17 protein-coding genes are annotated in these 16,932 nt (G+C 58.2%); 8 read left to right on the top strand and 9 right to left on the bottom strand.

What is annotated here, in order from left to right; genetic code table 11:
- Positions 1–277: 277 nt before the first annotated feature.
- The 3 genes from KI787_10735 to KI787_10725 all read right to left on the bottom strand — a co-directional run bounded on the left by KI787_10735 (position 278) and on the right by KI787_10725 (position 2,239).
- Positions 278–1,057 (bottom strand): DUF2189 domain-containing protein, encoded by a 780-nt coding sequence (locus tag KI787_10735; GenBank protein ID MBV6630429.1) that lies wholly within the window; start codon positions 1,055–1,057, stop codon positions 278–280.
- A gap of 229 nt (positions 1,058–1,286) precedes the next feature.
- Positions 1,287–1,826: a demethoxyubiquinone hydroxylase family protein gene (locus tag KI787_10730; GenBank protein MBV6630428.1), complete on the bottom strand. Its 540-nt coding sequence runs from the start codon at positions 1,824–1,826 to the stop codon at positions 1,287–1,289.
- Positions 1,823–2,239, bottom strand: a complete 417-nt coding sequence (locus KI787_10725) for a DUF4149 domain-containing protein (GenBank protein MBV6630427.1) — start codon at positions 2,237–2,239, stop codon at positions 1,823–1,825. Before KI787_10725 ends, KI787_10730 begins: the two co-directional genes overlap by 4 nt.
- 127 nt (positions 2,240–2,366) lie before the next feature.
- Between KI787_10725 and ggt the strand changes: the two genes are divergently transcribed.
- Positions 2,367–4,073: a gamma-glutamyltransferase gene (gene ggt, locus KI787_10720; protein ID MBV6630426.1), complete on the top strand. Its 1,707-nt coding sequence runs from the start codon at positions 2,367–2,369 to the stop codon at positions 4,071–4,073.
- A 161-nt stretch (positions 4,074–4,234) separates the two neighbouring features.
- Here the strand turns inward: ggt and KI787_10715 are convergent, their stop codons facing one another.
- From KI787_10715 to KI787_10700, 4 genes are all read right to left on the bottom strand, one after another.
- Entirely contained in the window at positions 4,235–5,686 is a 1,452-nt protein-coding gene (locus KI787_10715; GenBank protein MBV6630425.1) for a glyceraldehyde-3-phosphate dehydrogenase, read from the bottom strand.
- A 486-nt stretch (positions 5,687–6,172) separates the two neighbouring features.
- Positions 6,173–6,916 carry a hypothetical protein gene (locus KI787_10710; protein ID MBV6630424.1) on the bottom strand — a complete coding sequence of 248 codons (744 nt, stop codon included), beginning with the start codon at positions 6,914–6,916 and terminating at the stop codon, positions 6,173–6,175.
- A gap of 267 nt (positions 6,917–7,183) precedes the next feature.
- Complete coding sequence (locus KI787_10705; GenBank protein ID MBV6630423.1) at positions 7,184–8,266, bottom strand: DUF1513 domain-containing protein; 1,083 nt, start codon at positions 8,264–8,266, stop codon at positions 7,184–7,186.
- A gap of 6 nt (positions 8,267–8,272) precedes the next feature.
- On the bottom strand, positions 8,273–8,857 hold the full coding sequence (locus tag KI787_10700) for a hypothetical protein (protein MBV6630422.1): 585 nt from the start codon (positions 8,855–8,857) through the stop codon (positions 8,273–8,275).
- A gap of 324 nt (positions 8,858–9,181) precedes the next feature.
- Between KI787_10700 and KI787_10695 the strand changes: the two genes are divergently transcribed.
- On the top strand, positions 9,182–9,457 hold the full coding sequence (locus KI787_10695) for a hypothetical protein (protein ID MBV6630421.1): 276 nt from the start codon (positions 9,182–9,184) through the stop codon (positions 9,455–9,457).
- A 27-nt stretch (positions 9,458–9,484) separates the two neighbouring features.
- On the opposite strand, the gene KI787_10690 is transcribed toward KI787_10695, so the two are convergent.
- A complete protein-coding gene (locus KI787_10690) occupies positions 9,485–10,360 on the bottom strand; it encodes a YicC family protein (protein ID MBV6630420.1) in 876 nt (291 codons plus the stop codon).
- Positions 10,361–10,445: 85 nt separating this feature from the next.
- On the opposite strand from KI787_10690, the gene rph reads away from it, so the two are divergent.
- From rph to KI787_10660, 6 genes are all read left to right on the top strand, one after another.
- Positions 10,446–11,165, top strand: a complete 720-nt coding sequence (gene rph / locus KI787_10685) for a ribonuclease PH (GenBank protein ID MBV6630419.1) — start codon at positions 10,446–10,448, stop codon at positions 11,163–11,165.
- Positions 11,166–11,168: 3 nt separating this feature from the next.
- A complete protein-coding gene (gene rdgB / locus KI787_10680) occupies positions 11,169–11,756 on the top strand; it encodes an RdgB/HAM1 family non-canonical purine NTP pyrophosphatase (protein ID MBV6630418.1) in 588 nt (195 codons plus the stop codon).
- A complete protein-coding gene (gene hemW / locus KI787_10675) occupies positions 11,753–12,910 on the top strand; it encodes a radical SAM family heme chaperone HemW (GenBank protein ID MBV6630417.1) in 1,158 nt (385 codons plus the stop codon). The genes rdgB and hemW overlap by 4 nt, the downstream gene beginning before the upstream one ends.
- A gap of 43 nt (positions 12,911–12,953) precedes the next feature.
- Positions 12,954–13,154, top strand: a complete 201-nt coding sequence (gene rpmE, locus KI787_10670) for a 50S ribosomal protein L31 (GenBank protein MBV6630416.1) — start codon at positions 12,954–12,956, stop codon at positions 13,152–13,154.
- Between the two features lie 55 nt (positions 13,155–13,209).
- Complete coding sequence (locus KI787_10665) at positions 13,210–14,454, top strand: malate dehydrogenase (protein ID MBV6630415.1); 1,245 nt, start codon at positions 13,210–13,212, stop codon at positions 14,452–14,454.
- An 84-nt stretch (positions 14,455–14,538) separates the two neighbouring features.
- Complete coding sequence (locus KI787_10660) at positions 14,539–15,831, top strand: citrate synthase (protein MBV6630414.1); 1,293 nt, start codon at positions 14,539–14,541, stop codon at positions 15,829–15,831.
- A 492-nt stretch (positions 15,832–16,323) separates the two neighbouring features.
- Here KI787_10660 and KI787_10655 read toward each other — a convergent pair whose 3' ends face one another.
- Positions 16,324–16,932 (bottom strand): hypothetical protein, encoded by a 609-nt coding sequence (locus KI787_10655; GenBank protein MBV6630413.1) that lies wholly within the window; start codon positions 16,930–16,932, stop codon positions 16,324–16,326.

Below are 16,932 nucleotides of genomic sequence, written 5' to 3'. Positions count from 1 at the left end.
CCGAAAAACGTGTATCCGCCACCACAGTAGGCGCGTCCGAAGGGCTAGGGCAGAAACCCAAGCTTGACTTCCGCACGGGCGAATCGCTGCGAGCTACGACCATCGACTGCGGCCGAGCATGACTAGTTCGCCGCTGCAGCCTGCGCGGGCGACAAAGACCGGCAGCGCCCCCTTCGCGACGACCAATCATTGGCGGAAGACAACAGAAGACGAAGGCAGGCCTTAGGTCTTCATCCGCTAGATGAACCCGAGCTGACCGTGGTCAGCAGGAAAGACCTTAGCTGGGTTCGGGGATGCGCGCCGGCCATGCACTGGCATCCAGGTAATTGCGGTATCCATGCCAAGCCGCATGCCCCAATAGCGGCAACAGCACCCAGCCAGCCAGATACAAGGTGAGCACGTCGATGACCACGACAGCGACGATGATGGTGCCCCACATCAGCATCGCAGGTTTGTTGCGCAGCACGGCGTTCACACTACTCAGGACTGCCGTAATCGTGTCGCTGCGCCGGTCCAGCATCATCGGTAAAGAAAAAGCACTGGCACTAAACACAACGACGCAAAATATGGCTCCGACCGCCGTACCAACACCTAAAAAGCTCAGCCAGCTCTGCCAGGAGTCGCCTTGCCCAGCCGGAACGAAGACGCTAACCATCATGGCCGAGCGCGCCCAGAGCAGAAAAACGACGAGCAGCACCAAGGCGAAGACCATAGCGTCCCCCAGGGCCTCGCGGGCTAAATGCAGCGTGGAGCGCAGGCGCACGGGGTGAATATCCATCGCCCGCTGTGCACTGGCCGCGTAGAGACCCATGGCCAAAATGGGGCCCAAAAAGACAAATCCACTGATGAGCCCCAAATACAGGCCTGCGTTGCCCCAATACCAAGTCGCAATACTCAAGGCCCAACTGACCATTGTCATAAGGCCGCCATAACTCAAGCTCACGACAGGATTGGCGCGGATGTCTGCCCATGCCAACCTCAACCATTGCCAAGGCGCTGTGATGGGGATATCCCGGCAGGGAGCCAACATTGGGGGGCTAGAGTCGTCAGAGGCCATGCAAACAAGAGGACCAGGCGAGTCTTGATCCTACTCCCCCCAACCACCCTAGCCCAAGGCCGAGCAATGGACTCAGGATGACCAGCAGCTGGTGCCACCCGCTAGCGCCGGCCACAGATGCGCTTTCAGCGTTGCGGCCCGCAAAGAGCAGGAGGCGCATAACCCGGCCGCGTCATGGGCTGGGCAATTCAGCCGCAGACCGCAGGGCGCGGCACAATCGGCTCAAACACTAGATGTGACGCGAAACCAACACACCAAGCTGGGAGCCAGACATCACAATACTTCGCCACATTTGCGCCCATGGCCCCATGTTGGCTGGACCCAAGTCCCGCGCTTCATCGCGGTGGGAACACTCATCCTCACGAAAGCGGCTGAGCTGCTGCTGCAGCGCCCTCGCGTGTGGGTAGGACTCCAAGGCCTGTAACTGCGCGGCATAGTGCTGATCGACCATGCTTTCCACCGCATCGATGCTGCGATACACCATAAACGCGCCGCCCAATGCGCTTAGCGCTCCAAGCGTCCAGCCGGCCAATCGCCATATTGGCAGTAAGCGGCTGCGCTCCGCGGGCGGTAGCCAAGCCTCAAAAAAGGCCAAATGGCGCTGCTCAGCACGCAAATGCCCACGGGCAAAGCGGCGTACAGCCGGGTTCATACTGCAACTTAGAATGCCGCGGTAAATCCACACCGCGCCGGTTTCGCCAGCGTGATCTGTGCGCAGCTCGGCGCGCAGGGCCGGCGGCAGCTCAAGCTCGCTCCAGCTGGGAATCATAGGCTGACCGGCCAGCGTAGCTGCACCCACCAAGCCACGATCACCAGCAGCTGCAGCATATTGATGCTCACAGACAAGCGATGCCCGCGGGCAAACAGCCTTTGTGCATGGCGGTCCCCTTGCAGCATCTGATCTCGGGCCCTATTGATCCGCGGCATCAAACGCTGGCGAACCCACAAGGTGCTCAGCGCAACCGCAGCGAAAGTAGCACTAAGCCAGAAGGAGCTCAGCATAAAAGCCGCCGCCAACAAGCCAGAAAGCACAATCAGGTACAGGTAGTAACGCGGAAACAGAGCGCGTAAAAAGCGCCCTGCAGGCTCATCTTCCAGGACGATAAAGACAGTAGGAGCCACCACTAGCGGGAAGAAAATCATACCGCCAAGGAGCAAGGCCAAGAGGGTGTCTGTCAACATCGGTAACAAAGTCATAAGGAGTCCACGTAGAGGGTGTTGTTTTTACGCTTCAGCAGCCCTGACAGATGTCGTAGACGAGGGCTCAGCTCTTGATAAGGTAGTGAATGAATTGTCACGACACTGCTAGATGACCACCCGATTTCTCAGTCTTGTTTTCCTTGGACTCGCTGTTCTAAGCACTCACGCCAGCGCCGCTGACCGCATCACAGGTGCACCCTTTGCCACTCGGTCGGAGGTCTTGGCCCGTCAGGGAATGGCCGCGACGAGTCACCCACTCGCCAGCCAGGCTGCCCTTGATATTCTCAAAGCCGGCGGCAGCGCCGTCGATGCCGCCATTGCAGCCAATGCTGTTTTGGGCCTGGTGGAGCCGGTCGGCAATGGCATCGGTGGCGACCTTTTCGCCATGGTCTGGGAGGCTGACGCGGAAAAGCTCCATGGTTTAAATGCCAGTGGCCGCTCCCCCAAAAGTTTGGACTTAGCCAAACTCAAAGCTCTGGCACCCGACGGCATTCCGCCCTATGGGCCGCTACCCGTCACCGTTCCTGGCTGTGTGGACGGTTGGTTCACGCTGCATCAACGATTCGGCAAGCTCCCCATGGCGCAGGTGCTAGCGCCTGCTATTCGTTACGCCACTCAGGGCTTTGCAGTGACGGAGTTAGTCGCGTACTACTGGGATAAGTCCGTGCCGCGGCTGCAAAGTTATCCTGGCTTTGTGGAACAGTTCACGATTGATGGGCGCGCGCCAGTCAAAGGAGAGATCTGGCGTAACCCACAATTGGCCCGTACGCTCCAGGCCCTGGCTGATGAAGGAGCTGAGGTCTTTTACCAAGGGCGGATTGGCCGTCAAATCGGGGAGTTCATGCAACGCCATGGTGGTTTTCTCAGCCCCAAAGATATGGCGGAGCACCGCTCAGAGTGGGTAGAACCGCTGAGCATTAACTACCGCGGCTATGAGGTATGGGAGCTCCCCCCAAACACGCAGGGGATTGCTGCATTACAAATACTGAACATCCTGGAAGGCTTCGACATTCGGGCCGCCGGCTTTGGCAGCCCCGAGCATCTGCATTGGCTTATAGAAGCCACCAAGCTGGCCTTTGCCGACCGCGCAAAGGTCTATGCAGACCCTCACTTTAGTCCGGCCCCCATCAAGACTCTGCTCTCCAACCGTTATGCCCGCCAGCAACGCAAGCGTATTGAGCAAGGTTCGGCGCTCCAAACCGTGACTTCGGCTGTATTGGAACAAGCTGGTGACACCATCTACCTCACCACCGCGGACGCCGAGGGCAACATGGTGTCGCTGATTCAGTCGAATTACCGCGGCATGGGCTCTGGCATGGCGCCAGATGGGCTGGGCTTCATCTTACAAGACCGGGGGCAGCTGTTTTCCTTGGACCCACAGCATGCCAATGTCTATGCGCCGGGCAAACGCCCCTTCCACACCATCATTCCTGCCTTTATCACCCATAAGGGAAAACCCTGGGTGAGCTTTGGCTTAATGGGCGGCAGCATGCAGCCCCAAGGACATGCCCAAATTGTCATGAACCTGATTGATTTCCAAATGGGCCTTCAGGAAGCTGGTGATGCGCCGCGCGTGTTTGTGAGTGGGGCCACCAGTCCGACGGCTGATCACAAGGTATCGATGGTTGATGGGGGTCGCGTTCACCTAGAAACGGGCTTTGACTACACCAGCATTCGCCAGCTCATGGACTGGGGCCATGATGTGGGCTACGCCCATGGCCCTTATGGTGGCTACCAAGCCATACAACGTTTGCCCAATGGCGTGTATGCCGGCGCCTCAGAGTCCCGCAAAGACGGCATGGCTGCTGGGTACTGAGCGGCAAAGGTCAGCAGGCCCAATAGATGCGCCCATCGCGCCGCAGCGCAGCGCTGCAGCGGTCAAGACGGGGCCGCTGACCGCCCCTTCGGCCTGATTGATGCGCAAAAAAAAGAGCCGGCAATCGCCGGCTCTGTTGAATCTTGCTTGTTGCAGAACCCTTAACTCGGGAACACCCGCAAGGTGCTGTGCGTGAGCTGGCGCAGGATCCGCACCACCTGACAGGTGTAGCCGAACTCATTGTCGTACCACACATACACCACGCAGCGGTTCGGTGCCGTTTGCGTTGCTGGGCCATCGACAACCCCAGTGCTACGCATGCCCACGAAGTCGCTGGATACCGCATCAGCCGCCTTGGAGAAGCCAATTTGTTTTTGCAGTTCTGAGTGCATGGCCATATGACGCAGGTAGTCGTTCAATTCCTCCGTGCTCGGGCTGCCCTCTAGGTTCAAGGACAACACGGCCAAGGAAACGTTTGCCGTTGGCACCCGCACAGAGGACCCCGTTAACTTCCCAACCAGTTCCGGCAATGCCTTGCCGACCGCCTTGGTGGCTCCGGTTTCGGTCAGCACCATATTCAGCGGTGCACTGCGTCCGCGACGATTGGCACCGTGATAGTTATCAATCAGGTTCTGGTCATTCGTGTAGGAGTGCACCGTCTCCATATGGCCGCTCACAATGCCGTACTTGTCATTGATGGCTTTGAGCACGGGCGCGATGGCGTTGGTGGTGCAGGATGCTGCGGAAATGATCTGATCGTCGGCGGCAATCATGTCCTGATTAAGGCCGTGAACGATATTTTTTAGGTCGCCTTTGCCAGGGGCGGTGAGCACAACCTGGGAAATGGCTCCGGAGCTCAGGTGCCGACTGAGGCCTTCCTCGTCACGCCACGCCCCGGTGTTATCGACCAATACAGCCCCGGAAATACCGTGAGCTGCGTAGTCCACGGCTTCTGGTTTATCGGCATAGATCACCTGCACCCGTTGGCCATTAATGATCATGGCCTGATTTTCACGATCTACGTCAATGATGCCTTTGAAGGGTCCATGTACGGAATCGAAGCGCAATAGGCTGGCCCGCTTTTCCAGATCATCGCCCTTGCCTTTGCGGACTACGATGGCGCGCAGCCGTGCCCCATGTTGGCTGCCGGGGCGATCGCAAAGCAGACGCGCCACGATACGGCCGATACGACCGAAGCCGAATAGCACCACATCTTTTTGTTCGGCATGCGGAGCGTCTTCTTTGGTGGCTTCTAGCGCCGGCGCTAACTCGGCCTGCAAAAAGGCCTCCAGAGTCAGGCCCGACTCAGCACTACGAAAGCGCGTCGCCAACTTGCCCACGTCCACATGCGCCCGCTCTACTGGCATACGCCCCAAAAGCTCAACGATTTTTAGGCTCTCACTGGGATGAATCGCTGCATCTTCTACTTGGCGGGAGAATTCATGCGCCTTGAGGATGTCACTCACCGCCCGCTTGACCAGTAACTGCCCGTATACCGAGACTTCTACCGAGCGATTGCGGTAAAGCTGACCAACCAGGGGAACCATGGCCTCCGCCGCCCGCTCTTCGTCATCCCATTGAGCAATTGTCAGGTCCAGATCTGCACTCGTCATCCGCATCGTTCCTCATCGTTAACCCTGCTCCGGCTGCATCAAAAAGTGTCGCGCACTGTGCGCGACAACTCTGCGCAACTCCAGCAGGAGCGCTAAAAAGGCCGCTATTTTAGCCTGAGGTAGCCGCTTAAGCACCGAGCCCCCAAAACAAAAAAGCCGGACATGCCTTACGACATATCCGGCCCTGGTGGCATCGTGTGAACTAGGTGGCCATTAAAGGCTGCTTTTCCAGCTTCGGCTGGGGCAGCCTCAATACTCGCAGGCGAACATCCTTAAACCAGGATCTGCGAGCGGCGTGCATCCCCAGCGACAACTGAGGTAGCCACCAGTTCACCCCGCAACGGGATTCCAGCAAGCCTAAATAGCGATAAAGCTAGGCTAGGCATACTTGGGATGCGAGCTGAACTAGGTACCACCGTTCAGTCAACCTGACCCACCATGAGGAAGGTGGGCCAGGCTTGATCCATCGAGGAGGTCGACGTCCGCTTAGAAGGACATCCCAACGTTCAGCTTGTAGAAGTCACCTTCTTCGCCGCCAGCAGCATCGATCTGGGAGCCAGCAGTGAAGCGGGCGAACAAGCCGGAGTCCACGCTGAACTGCACGTAAGGACCGAACCACTTGTAGAGAACGGTATCGCCATCCGCACTAGGAATGTCTAACCACTCATAGTGCAGACCGCCTGATGCGAAATCGGCGAACTTGTAACCACCGTTGATCCACAAGTGGAGGAAGTCGTTACCGTCGCTATCCGCAGTGGCGATGTAGTAACCGTTGTACGACTCGAGTTCGAAGTAATCATCCGAGTAGTTGATGGTCAAGCTGGGGACGATACCGTCGCCAAAGTTGCCTGCACCATCGGATGGGCCAGATTGCAGCACACCGTTGGTGATGCCCAGTTGTGGCTTCACATTCAGCTTGCCATCCATGTACTTCAGGTTCACACCAGCGCCGAACTCAGTCCAGAGGTCAGCACCACCGGGGGCGTTGCTGGCGAAGTCAGGCGTGGTCCAGAAAATACCGTAGAAGGAGAAGTCCATATTCTCGGACAACGCCATCAGGCCGTTAAAAGAGGGGTAAAAACCGAAGAAGCTATCCTGGTTGAGCATCACCGTGTAAGAGCTCTCTGGAACCATCAGCTCTTGAGCGGGGGCAACGGTGGCTACACTGGAAAGGCCGGTGACGGTCATCGCGAGTGCGGCCTTAGCCAGCCGCGCAGATACGATCGACATAGTGATGTCCTCTGTAATGATCTTTGTTGAAGGAATCACCAGCCTTTACGACCCTGGGCCGCACGCAATACCTGCCGCCGCCAAGGGACGTGCAGGTCTGGCAAAAGGGATAAAGCAACCGCCGTGCCAATTTTCTCGAGCAGCGTTCAAATCACGTCAATACGAGGATGTGAAGCGCCAGCGAGTACCACAATGGCTAGGGACCCTGAGCGGTCGCACCATTTTGGTGCCCACCCTTGTGCATCGCACAACAGCGAGGCAGACCCCTTATGCGCGTGGAATCGCAACCATATGGTTGTCAAATTGCCAATTCGGCATGAGATAACGCTCTTGCGAAGCACCGGCAATCACGCCATGGCCGGAGCTGGCCCACCAAGAATCACCCTGAGCCGCCACTCCTGACACATCCGCCAAAGGCCGACTCTGCAAAGCCGCGCCGCTCAAGGCATCCCAAACTCCCATGCGCCCCGAACGCGGGCTGGTTGCCAAGACCTGCCCTTTATTCGCCTGCAGGTGAACACTCAGAACGTAGCCATACCACGCTTCCCAACCCTCGACGGGAGGCTCCAGCATGACCAAGGGGCCGTTACTGCGCGCGCGGCCCAATAGTGGGGTTTGAGCTAGAGGGCCATCGGCATGCTGGAAACCGACAAAAACCCCCTGTGGCCCAACGTCCAGATGTCGAATGCTGAGCTTGGGATCCGCCAAGGTATCAATACGCTTAACACCGCCGGTCGCTGCATCCAGCCAGGCCAGATTAGGCGGCTGCTCGGCGACTAAGCGCTTGTCATCGCCGTTGGCGTACTGCTCAGCGTAACCGCCATTTGCAACCACGAGACAATCTCCATGCAGGGCGCACTCATGGGGGTCCAGTCCGGCTGAAGACCAGCGCTGCTCTAGCCGCGCACGGCCCCAATCAAACTGGAGAATTTCGCCGCGAGGCTGGCCATGTGTCGCATAGGAGGTGGCCGACACCCAGACCTGCTGTCCATCAGCTGCAAATAGTCCATGTCCATTAAATTGGGCCTTATTCGGCACAGCCAGGGTGCGCAGTAGCCTCCCATCCTGGGCTGCAATAATCCACACCCATTGCCCTGGCCGCCGAGCGAAGACTGCGAGGTGATCGCCACCAGGGCTCACAGCAATCGCATGACCACGCGCCGGCAAGAGGCAATCCCAGTACACCTCGGCCGTCACCGGATCGAAGGCAACCACCGCATAACCGCCACTTGTCTTGCGAACACAGCTCACCAGCATTCCCTGTCGGGATCGGGTGATGTGCCAAGCAGAACCACCGGCCCCCAGCAGCGCGCCCGCCGCCAAACCACCCAGAAGCTGACGCCTACGCATTCAGACTCAGTCGCCGTCGTCGCTGTTGAAGCCACTCCCGGTACGCACCGCAATGGCGTGACTCACTACTTCAAAGATTTCCAGCCGCACCTGATCGCGATCCACTTCTGGCTGAGCTAGTAAGGCCAGAGCCGTTGCTGGATGCACCACCACATCTTTCATGTGGTAGCAGTCCACATTATTGGGCATGGGCGGCAAGGCGCCGTCTTGGTGGTAATCGCGCTCGATCACTTCTGGGTCAAGTTCTGACCAGCGCGACTCGATTTTTGCAGCCTCCTCCAGATAGCGCTGACAATCGGGAACCGCAGTCACGTAGTCCGGTACGACTGAGACGCCCAAGTCCAGCATGCGCTGCGCCATTGGTCGGAGCTGCTGGACCGAAGCATCGGCTTCTATCCCCTGCAGAAAATCCCGAGCCACCATTTCATACTCTGCCAGAGCCTTCTTTGAGGCCGGCGAAACGCGGGCCATAGCCTTGGAACTGCTCTGGCCGACTTGCGGAGTCGCTGGCTGCGCGCCGGTGTCTTTGTCGCAAGCACTGAGGACCAAACTCAGTGTCACCGTGAGGAATGCGAATCGGAAGTTATGCATAGCTGCCTCAACCATTTCAAGCCAAATCCATCGCCCTCAAAGACGCCCTAGCGGGTCTTAAGCAGCGAGAAAAAGAACAAATCACTTTGGCGCCATCTTATCGAACATTCCCGCAGAATCGCATCTGCTATTGCTTTTGCGAATGGTTCCCATTATTATTTATTCACAGATGAAGTCTTCCCCCCAATCCAAGTCCACCTCGCAAAGTGTGGCGATCTGTCCGAACCCGCCCAGGAGGCGGGTTCTTTTTTGCAGCAGAGCGGTGCTCATCCGTGTCACAGTGCCACGCAGAGCTCGCCCCGTTTCATGTTCTAGGAACAACCCATGCTGCGAATGGCCCTTTACATCATTACTGCCAGTCTATTCCTCACCGCCTGTGAGCCAGCAAGCCGCTGTGACCGACAAATCACGCGCGCCAGCCAAGCTGTAGACTCGGCCCGCGCGGCGAAGTCCGGCCTTGCGAAACTCAATGGCGACCTGTTGCAAGCCTCGGCCAAAATTGCCAGCGCTGAGGCCAAGCGAATTGGCAAAGACTACGAGGGCTGCATCGCTGAAGCGCTCGCCGCCGCTGATCTGGCCAAAAAGGCAGCGAATCCTTAAACCAAAATCAAAGGGCGCTCTGGCCGTTCACTCCACATTCTGCACCTGCTCGCGCATCTGCTCGATGAGCACTTTCAGGTCTACAGCCACTGCCGTGATTTCGGCGTCTAATGACTTGGAGCCCAAGGTATTGGCCTCGCGGTTGAACTCCTGCATGTAAAAGTCGAGCTTGCGGCCAACGGGTCCGGCCTTGGTCATGACTTCGCGCACGGCCTGCACGTGGCTGCCGAGTCGGTCTAACTCTTCGTCTACATCGGCGCGCTGCGCGAACTGGGCCAGAGCGTTATCGCGACGCTCTTCGTCCATGTCGGAAATATCTTTGAGGCGTTCAGTCAGCTTTTCGCGCCAGCGGCGAGTTTGCTCTGGCAGACGTGCGCGAACCCGCTCCACATTGGCCTCGATAGCTTGCAGACGCTCTTCAAGCATGACGGCTAAGCGCTGCCCCTCTTCTGCGCGGCTAGCACACAATGCCTGGATAGCCTCGTCCAGTGCTGCCATAACCTGAGCCGCAACGGTATCTGCATCGACGTCAGTTTCCTTAAGAACTCCCGGCCAACGTAATAAGGCCAGCGGGTCCAAGGCCGCCACAGAGGGCAGCTTCTGGCTCAAGGTAGCGTAGGCCGTGCCCAGCTGATTCAATACCGCCTCATCAAACTCGAGCTGGGCCTGCGGCTTGGCGCTACCGTCCAGGCGCATATTCACATCGAGCTTGCCACGCCCAAGGTCTTTGGCCAGACGTTGGCGCACTGCGATTTCTGTACTCCGCAACTCCTCCGGCTGGCGAAGGAAAACCTCCAGGTAACGATGGTTCACGCTGCGAATTTCTAAGCTGAGCTCACCCAGCTCAGTAGAGGCCTGAATACGGGCGTAGCCGGTCATGGAATGCAAAGTGGCTGTGCTCATGAATGAGGTGCGTAGGAAGTAAAGCGTTTTAGGATACAGGGCTGAGGTCGCTATACTCCGGCGCCCATCATCAAAGACTGCATTTATGCTCCGTCACGATCATCGTAGCGCTGACACTCTCCGCGACATTTCCATCGAGGCTGGCGTTTCCCGCCATGCCGAAGGCTCCGCGCTCATTCGTGCCGGCCATACTCAAGTCATGTGCACTGCCAGCGTGGAAACCCGCGTGCCACCTTGGCTGCGCAACACGGGTAAAGGCTGGGTGACGGCTGAATACGGGATGTTGCCGCGCTCCACTGGTGAACGTATGGGCCGCGAAGCGGCGCGAGGTAAACAAGGTGGGCGCACCTTGGAAATCCAGCGGCTCATCGGGCGTTCCCTGCGCGCAGCGGTCAACTTGGAAGCTTTGGGCGAAGTATCAATCACGGTTGACTGCGACGTCATCCAAGCCGATGGCGGCACTCGCTGCGCCGCAATTACCGGTGGTTATGTGGCTTTGGCTCAGGCCCTGGATCATGTGCACAAAACGCAAAAGCTCAAACGTCACCCATTGTTTGGACAAGTTGCCGCCGTATCCGTTGGTATTGTGAATGGCGACGCCGTGCTGGATTTGGATTATGTGGAAGACTCCGCCGCCGAAACCGACTGCAACGTTGTTATGAATGAGGCCGGCGGCCTCATCGAGGTCCAGGGCACAGCCGAGGGACACCCCTTCCTGCGCAGCGAGCTGGACCGCATGCTGGATTTGGCCGAAGGCGGAATTCGTCAGCTGCACGAGATTCAAAAGCAGGTGCTTGGGCGTTAAATGATGGACAGGATCGTGCTGGCCTCTGGTAATGCAGGCAAGCTGCGCGAGCTCAGCCGCGCACTACTGCCCTTGGGTGTGGAGCTATTGCCCCTGTCGGATTTTACGAGCACCCAAGCGGAGGAGACAGGGCTAAGCTACGTGGAAAACGCTCTGATCAAAGCGCGCCACGCCGCGGACGCAAGCGGTCTGCCGGCATTAGCCGATGACTCAGGCCTCAGCGTCGACGCCCTCGGCGGTGCTCCTGGGGTTTACTCCGCTCGCTACGCTGGTCCAGAGGCGGACGATGCAGCAAACCGCGCCAAGCTGCTGCAAGCCCTGGCCGAGCAGCCACAACGAACAGCTGCTTTTCATTGTGTTTTAGCGCTGGTGCGCTCAGCCCAGGACCCCCTACCTCGAATTGCTCAAGGCCACTGGGCCGGTGAAATCCTGCGCGCCGAACGCGGCGACGGCGGGTTTGGCTACGATCCTGTCTTTTTTGACCCTGATCTAGGCTTAAGCGCCGCCGAGATGAACCCCGAGACGAAGCAAGCGCGCAGTCATCGTGGTCATGCTGTGCGCCAATTACTGGATCAACTGCGCCGCGCATGAGCCTGCCGCAGCCCGGCGCGTACGTACACCTGCCCTGGTGTGTGCGCAAATGTCCCTACTGCGACTTCAACTCGCACAACCTGCGTGACGATAGCGACTACGTTCAATACGTTGATGCAGTACTCGCCGATCTGCAGTGGACTCTCAATGAGCAGGCTTGGCGCCCACTGCGCAGTGTGTTCTTCGGTGGCGGCACTCCCAGCCTCTGCCCTCCAGACCAAATCGGCCGCATTATCCAGGCATTGAAAACTGGCCCCGGGCTGCATCCCGCGACTGAGATCACCTTGGAGGCCAACCCTGGCACAGCTGACGAAGCTCACTTTGCCGGCTACCGGCAGGCAGGCGTTAACCGGCTCTCGATTGGTGTGCAAAGCTTCCAGGACGACAAGCTCAAAGCCCTGGGACGGATCCACGACCATCAGGCAGCGGACCGCGCCATCGCACTGGCCCGTGCTGCCGGCTTCGACAATATCAACATCGACATCATGCACGGCTTACCAGGCCAGAGCTTGGAAGACTCCCTGTTCGATTTGGAGCGCGCTCTAGACCACCAGCCCGAGCACTTGTCCTGGTACGAGCTCACTTTAGAGCCACAAACAGCCTTTGCACGCCACCCCCCAGAACTTCCGGCGGAAGATGTTCTAGCCGCCATAGAACGCCAGGGCAGACGCTTACTGCGCGGAGCCGGATTCCGGCGCTACGAGATTTCGGCCTGGGCCCAACCCGGCCGCCGCGCTAGGCACAACCTCAACTACTGGCGGTATGGCGACTTTCTGGCCCTGGGCGCTGGCGCCCATCAAAAACACACTGGCGCCCATGGCCACATCCAGCGCAGCGCCCGGCAGCGTGCTCCGGGCCGATATTTGGCTTGCGCCGGAAGCGCGCAGGTTCTCAGCCAATGCTCGCAGCCAACGCCAGCCGACCGCCAGGAAGAGTTCTTGCTCAATGCCTTCAGGTTGGTGCATGGCTTTAGTCTGCGCCAGTTCGAACAAACCACTGGCTTGGAACGCGCGCGCCTAGCGCCCGGTCTGGCGCAGGCGCAGCATTTAGGCTTGGTACGGCAGTCCAATAATCGTGTACAACCCACGGCGTTGGGACTACGCTATCTCAACAGCTTGCTGATGTGCTTTGCAGAGGCCACCAACGCAGGGTAGAATGCGCAGTTCTCTGGTACACCTTGTTAATGGGGCCACGGCCATGAAAGCCGACATTCATCCGCAATACGAAACTGTTACCGTTACCTGCAGCTGCGGTAACACCTTTGAAACCCGCTCCACCCTGTGCGAACCGCTACAGGTGGAAGTGTGTTCTGCCTGCCATCCGTTTTACACCGGCAAGCAGAAGATCCTCGACTCAGGTGGTCGGGTGAACCGCTTTAAGGAGCGCTACGGCAAGTAAAGCCGCCTCGATCACAGCCACGTTTCACCGCTACTGACTGCAACGGATCGCCAGCATGACAAACCGGGTTCAAGCCGCACTGGATTACCACGAAAAGCCACAACCCGGAAAGCTGGCGATCTCTGTTACCAAGCCCTTCACGACTCCTGAAGAGCTTTCCCTGGCGTATTCGCCTGGGGTCGCAGAACCCGTCAAAGCGATCATGGACAACCCGGAGGATGCGTACCGCTACACCTCCAAGGGTAACCTTGTGGGTGTGATCTCGAATGGCACCGCTGTACTGGGTCTGGGTAATGCTGGCCCATTAGCCTCCAAGCCTGTCATGGAAGGCAAGGCGGTGCTGTTCAAGAAGTTTGCTGATGTCGACGTTTTCGACATCGAAGTCGATGCGGCCGACCCTCAGGACTTCATCAATACGGTGGCGAGAATTGGCGCCACCTTCGGCGGCATCAATCTCGAAGATATCGCGGCACCGCATTGTTTCGAGATCGAACGTGCGCTGCAGGAGAAGATGGACATCCCCATCTTCCACGATGATCAACATGGCACCGCCATTATTGTGATGGCCGGCCTACTCAATGCCCTGGAACTGCAGGACAAGCATCTTGGTGATGCGCGCATCGTCTGCCTCGGGGCCGGCGCCGCCGGCATAGCGAGCCTCCGTCTGGCCATCGCCATGGGCGCCAAGCGCGAGAACATTTTTGTGATCGACCGGCAAGGGGTCATCCAAAAATCGCGCGGCGACATGGTCGACTTCAAGGCCGAGTTCGCCCAAGACGGCGGGCCACAAACCTTGGCCGAGGCCATGCAGGACGCCGATGTGTTTATTGGCGTATCGGGGCCAGGCTTGGTGACACCGGCGATGGTGCAAAGTATGGCGGCGCGCCCCGTGGTATTTGCCCTCTCCAACCCCGTACCGGAAATCATGCCGGACGAGGCTAATGCCTGCCGGGATGATCTCATCATGGCGACTGGCCGCAGCGATTTCCCCAATCAGGTGAATAACGTCCTCGGCTTCCCGTTTATTTTCCGCGGGGCTCTGGATGTCCGCGCTCGCGGTATCAACACAGAAATGCACATCGCCGCCGTCGAGGCCCTGCGCAACTTGGCCCGCGAGCCTGTGCCAAATTCGGTTCTCGAGGCCTATGGACGCAGCGAATGGTCCTTTGGTCGCGACTACATCTTGCCCACGCCCTTGGATCCTAGACTCATTGACGTGGTGCCGGCGGCGGTTGCTCAGGCCGCAGTCGTATCCGGGATTGCCAGAACAGGCTACCCTAAGCACTATCCAGCGCGCTGATCTTGCCGCCGAGCGGCGGCGGGATCGGGTTGCGCGACGAATTTAGTGACTTTTTTTAAAACGCGAACTAGGAGAACTCTTCCGATGAGCGCCAACTATCAGTTCACCGGACCGGATGGCCAAAGCCTGACCGATCTGCCGGTGGTTGAAGGAACAATGGGGCCCAAGGCCGTCGACGTCCGTGGTTTGTATGCCAATACCGGCATGTTTACCTATGACCCCAGCTTTAACTCCACCTGCTCCACCGAGTCGAAGATCACCTACATCGACGGAGCCAAAGGTGTGCTGCTCTACCGCGGCTATCCTGTGGATCAGCTGGCCAAGCATTCCAGCTTTATTGAAGTCTGCTACTTGCTGCTCTATGGGGAACTACCCTCCCCAGCCCAGCTGGAGGAGTTTGATACCGCAATTCGTTATCACACGATGATTAACGAGTCACTGCGAAGCTTCTTTAATGGCTTCCGCTACGACGCTCACCCTATGGCCATGATGGCTGGAGTGGTAGCTAGCCTGTCGGCCTTCTACCATGACACCACCAACATTCATGATCCGGAGCATCGCAACATCTTTGCTCGGCGCATGATTGCCAAAATCCCAACCATTGCGGCAGCAGCCTACAAGCGCAGTGAAGGCCAGCCCTTCATGTACCCGCAAAACAAGTTGGATTACTGCTCTAACCTGCTGAACATGCTATTTGCAGTGCCAGCAGAAGAATATGAAGTGGATCCCATTGCAGCCAAAGCACTGGACGTACTCTTCATTCTGCATGCCGACCACGAGCAAAATGCCTCCACCTCTACAGTGCGGCTAGCGGGCTCCACCGGCTGTAACCCCTACGCTGCAGTGGCGGCTGGCATTACAGCCCTATGGGGTCCTGCGCATGGCGGCGCTAACGAAGCTGTGCTGCGCATGCTGGACCAGATTGGCGATATCTCCCAGGCTGATAAATTTATCGCCAAGGCGAAGGACAAGAACGACCCCTTCCGCCTGATGGGTTTCGGCCACCGCGTGTACAAAAATTTCGACCCACGCGCCACCATCATTCGGGAGTACTGCCACCAGGTCCTAGAGCACTTGGGCATGGAGAACGATCCTAAGTTCGAATTAGCGCTCAAGCTAGAACAGGTTGCCTTGGAAGATGATTACTTCAAAGAGAAGAAGCTCTACCCCAATGTCGACTTCTACTCCGGCATCATCTACAAGGCCCTTGGAATTCCTGTGTCTATGATGACGCCGATGTTTGCCATTGCCCGCACCGTGGGCTGGGCAGCGCACTGGCAGGAAATGACCGCAGACCCCGGCAACCGCATCGGCCGTCCTCGTCAGGTTTACACGGGCGCACAGCCCCGGGACTACGTGGACTTGAGCAAGCGCTAAGCCGCATAAGCGCCGGAAAAAAGCACCCGTCATGGGTGCTTTTTTTTTGGGGGCGATCTCAAAGGAAAACGCTTCATTCCCTGCCCCATATCGTTTTGGTGATCCACCCTCGGCCTGGTGCAACCTCAGAGCCCTCTGAGACATTGATGGAGGCTCCGCTCTGCAGCGAGGCTCAGGCGTGTGACTCCCCTCTGAGCATGCATTCATGGAGGGCGCCGCAGGCGCCCAGAGTGACGACACCCCTTCGGCCATGGACGACCGCATGGAGCCTATCGGCTCAATGAGCAGCCTGCCCTGAGTAGTCTTTCCCGGTTGATTCACCGCTAGAAGAGAAGGTTAAACAGGACGCGTACGAGGCCTGCTCATACAAGCAGAACCTGCATTGGTTCTTTGGTGACCCATGGCAACCATGCTCTCTCCAACCCCGAACAAAACGTAGTTATTCGAAGGGCCACGATTGAGATTCACGCTGATTGCCGCGTTGTGGCGCAATCAGCTCGCGGCTTGCAATTCCTCTAAGCTCCAGCGCGTCATGGGCCGACCATCGATGATGGAGGCAGGCGACCAACGCCGATCTTGCTGCGAGAATATTGTGATCTCCACCTCCGGCCCACGCCCATCGCCCAAACAGCACATGGGAAGAATAAGCTCGCGCCCGTCTGGATGGCGCAGCCGAGCTTCATCTTCTTCGTAAGGCCAGCCGCGATCTGCCAAAAAAATGTCTACCTGTTCGGCGGGGTCGGAAAAAAGGTGCAGCTCCAAGGGCGAGCGCTGCGTCGCCAAACCACTCACTGCCGCGCCCACTACACGCGGATCAAAAACGCTGAGGGATGGCATCAAACGCCGCGCCAGCGCACGTAATTCCTGTAAGTAGGCGGCCGTCTCTTCGCCAGCAAACAGCTCCAGATAAGCCCTCAAGGCCTCAGCCACTTCCAAGTTTGAGGGCATCTGAGGGCGCCTCAGGCCTAATCCAGATACCGCCTTTTGTTTGGCAAAAGCCCAGTCGCGGATACCCGCCTCGGCCAACAGCCGAGCTGCTTCTTGAGCAATGTCAGCGCGCTGTTGCTCCCGCCCAGGCAGGGTGTCGTGCAGGGAAGTCAT

This window comes from Oceanococcus sp. HetDA_MAG_MS8 (assembly GCA_019192445.1).
Lineage (GTDB): Bacteria > Pseudomonadota > Gammaproteobacteria > Nevskiales > Oceanococcaceae > MS8.
This window is presented reverse-complemented; position numbering and strand designations above follow the sequence as displayed.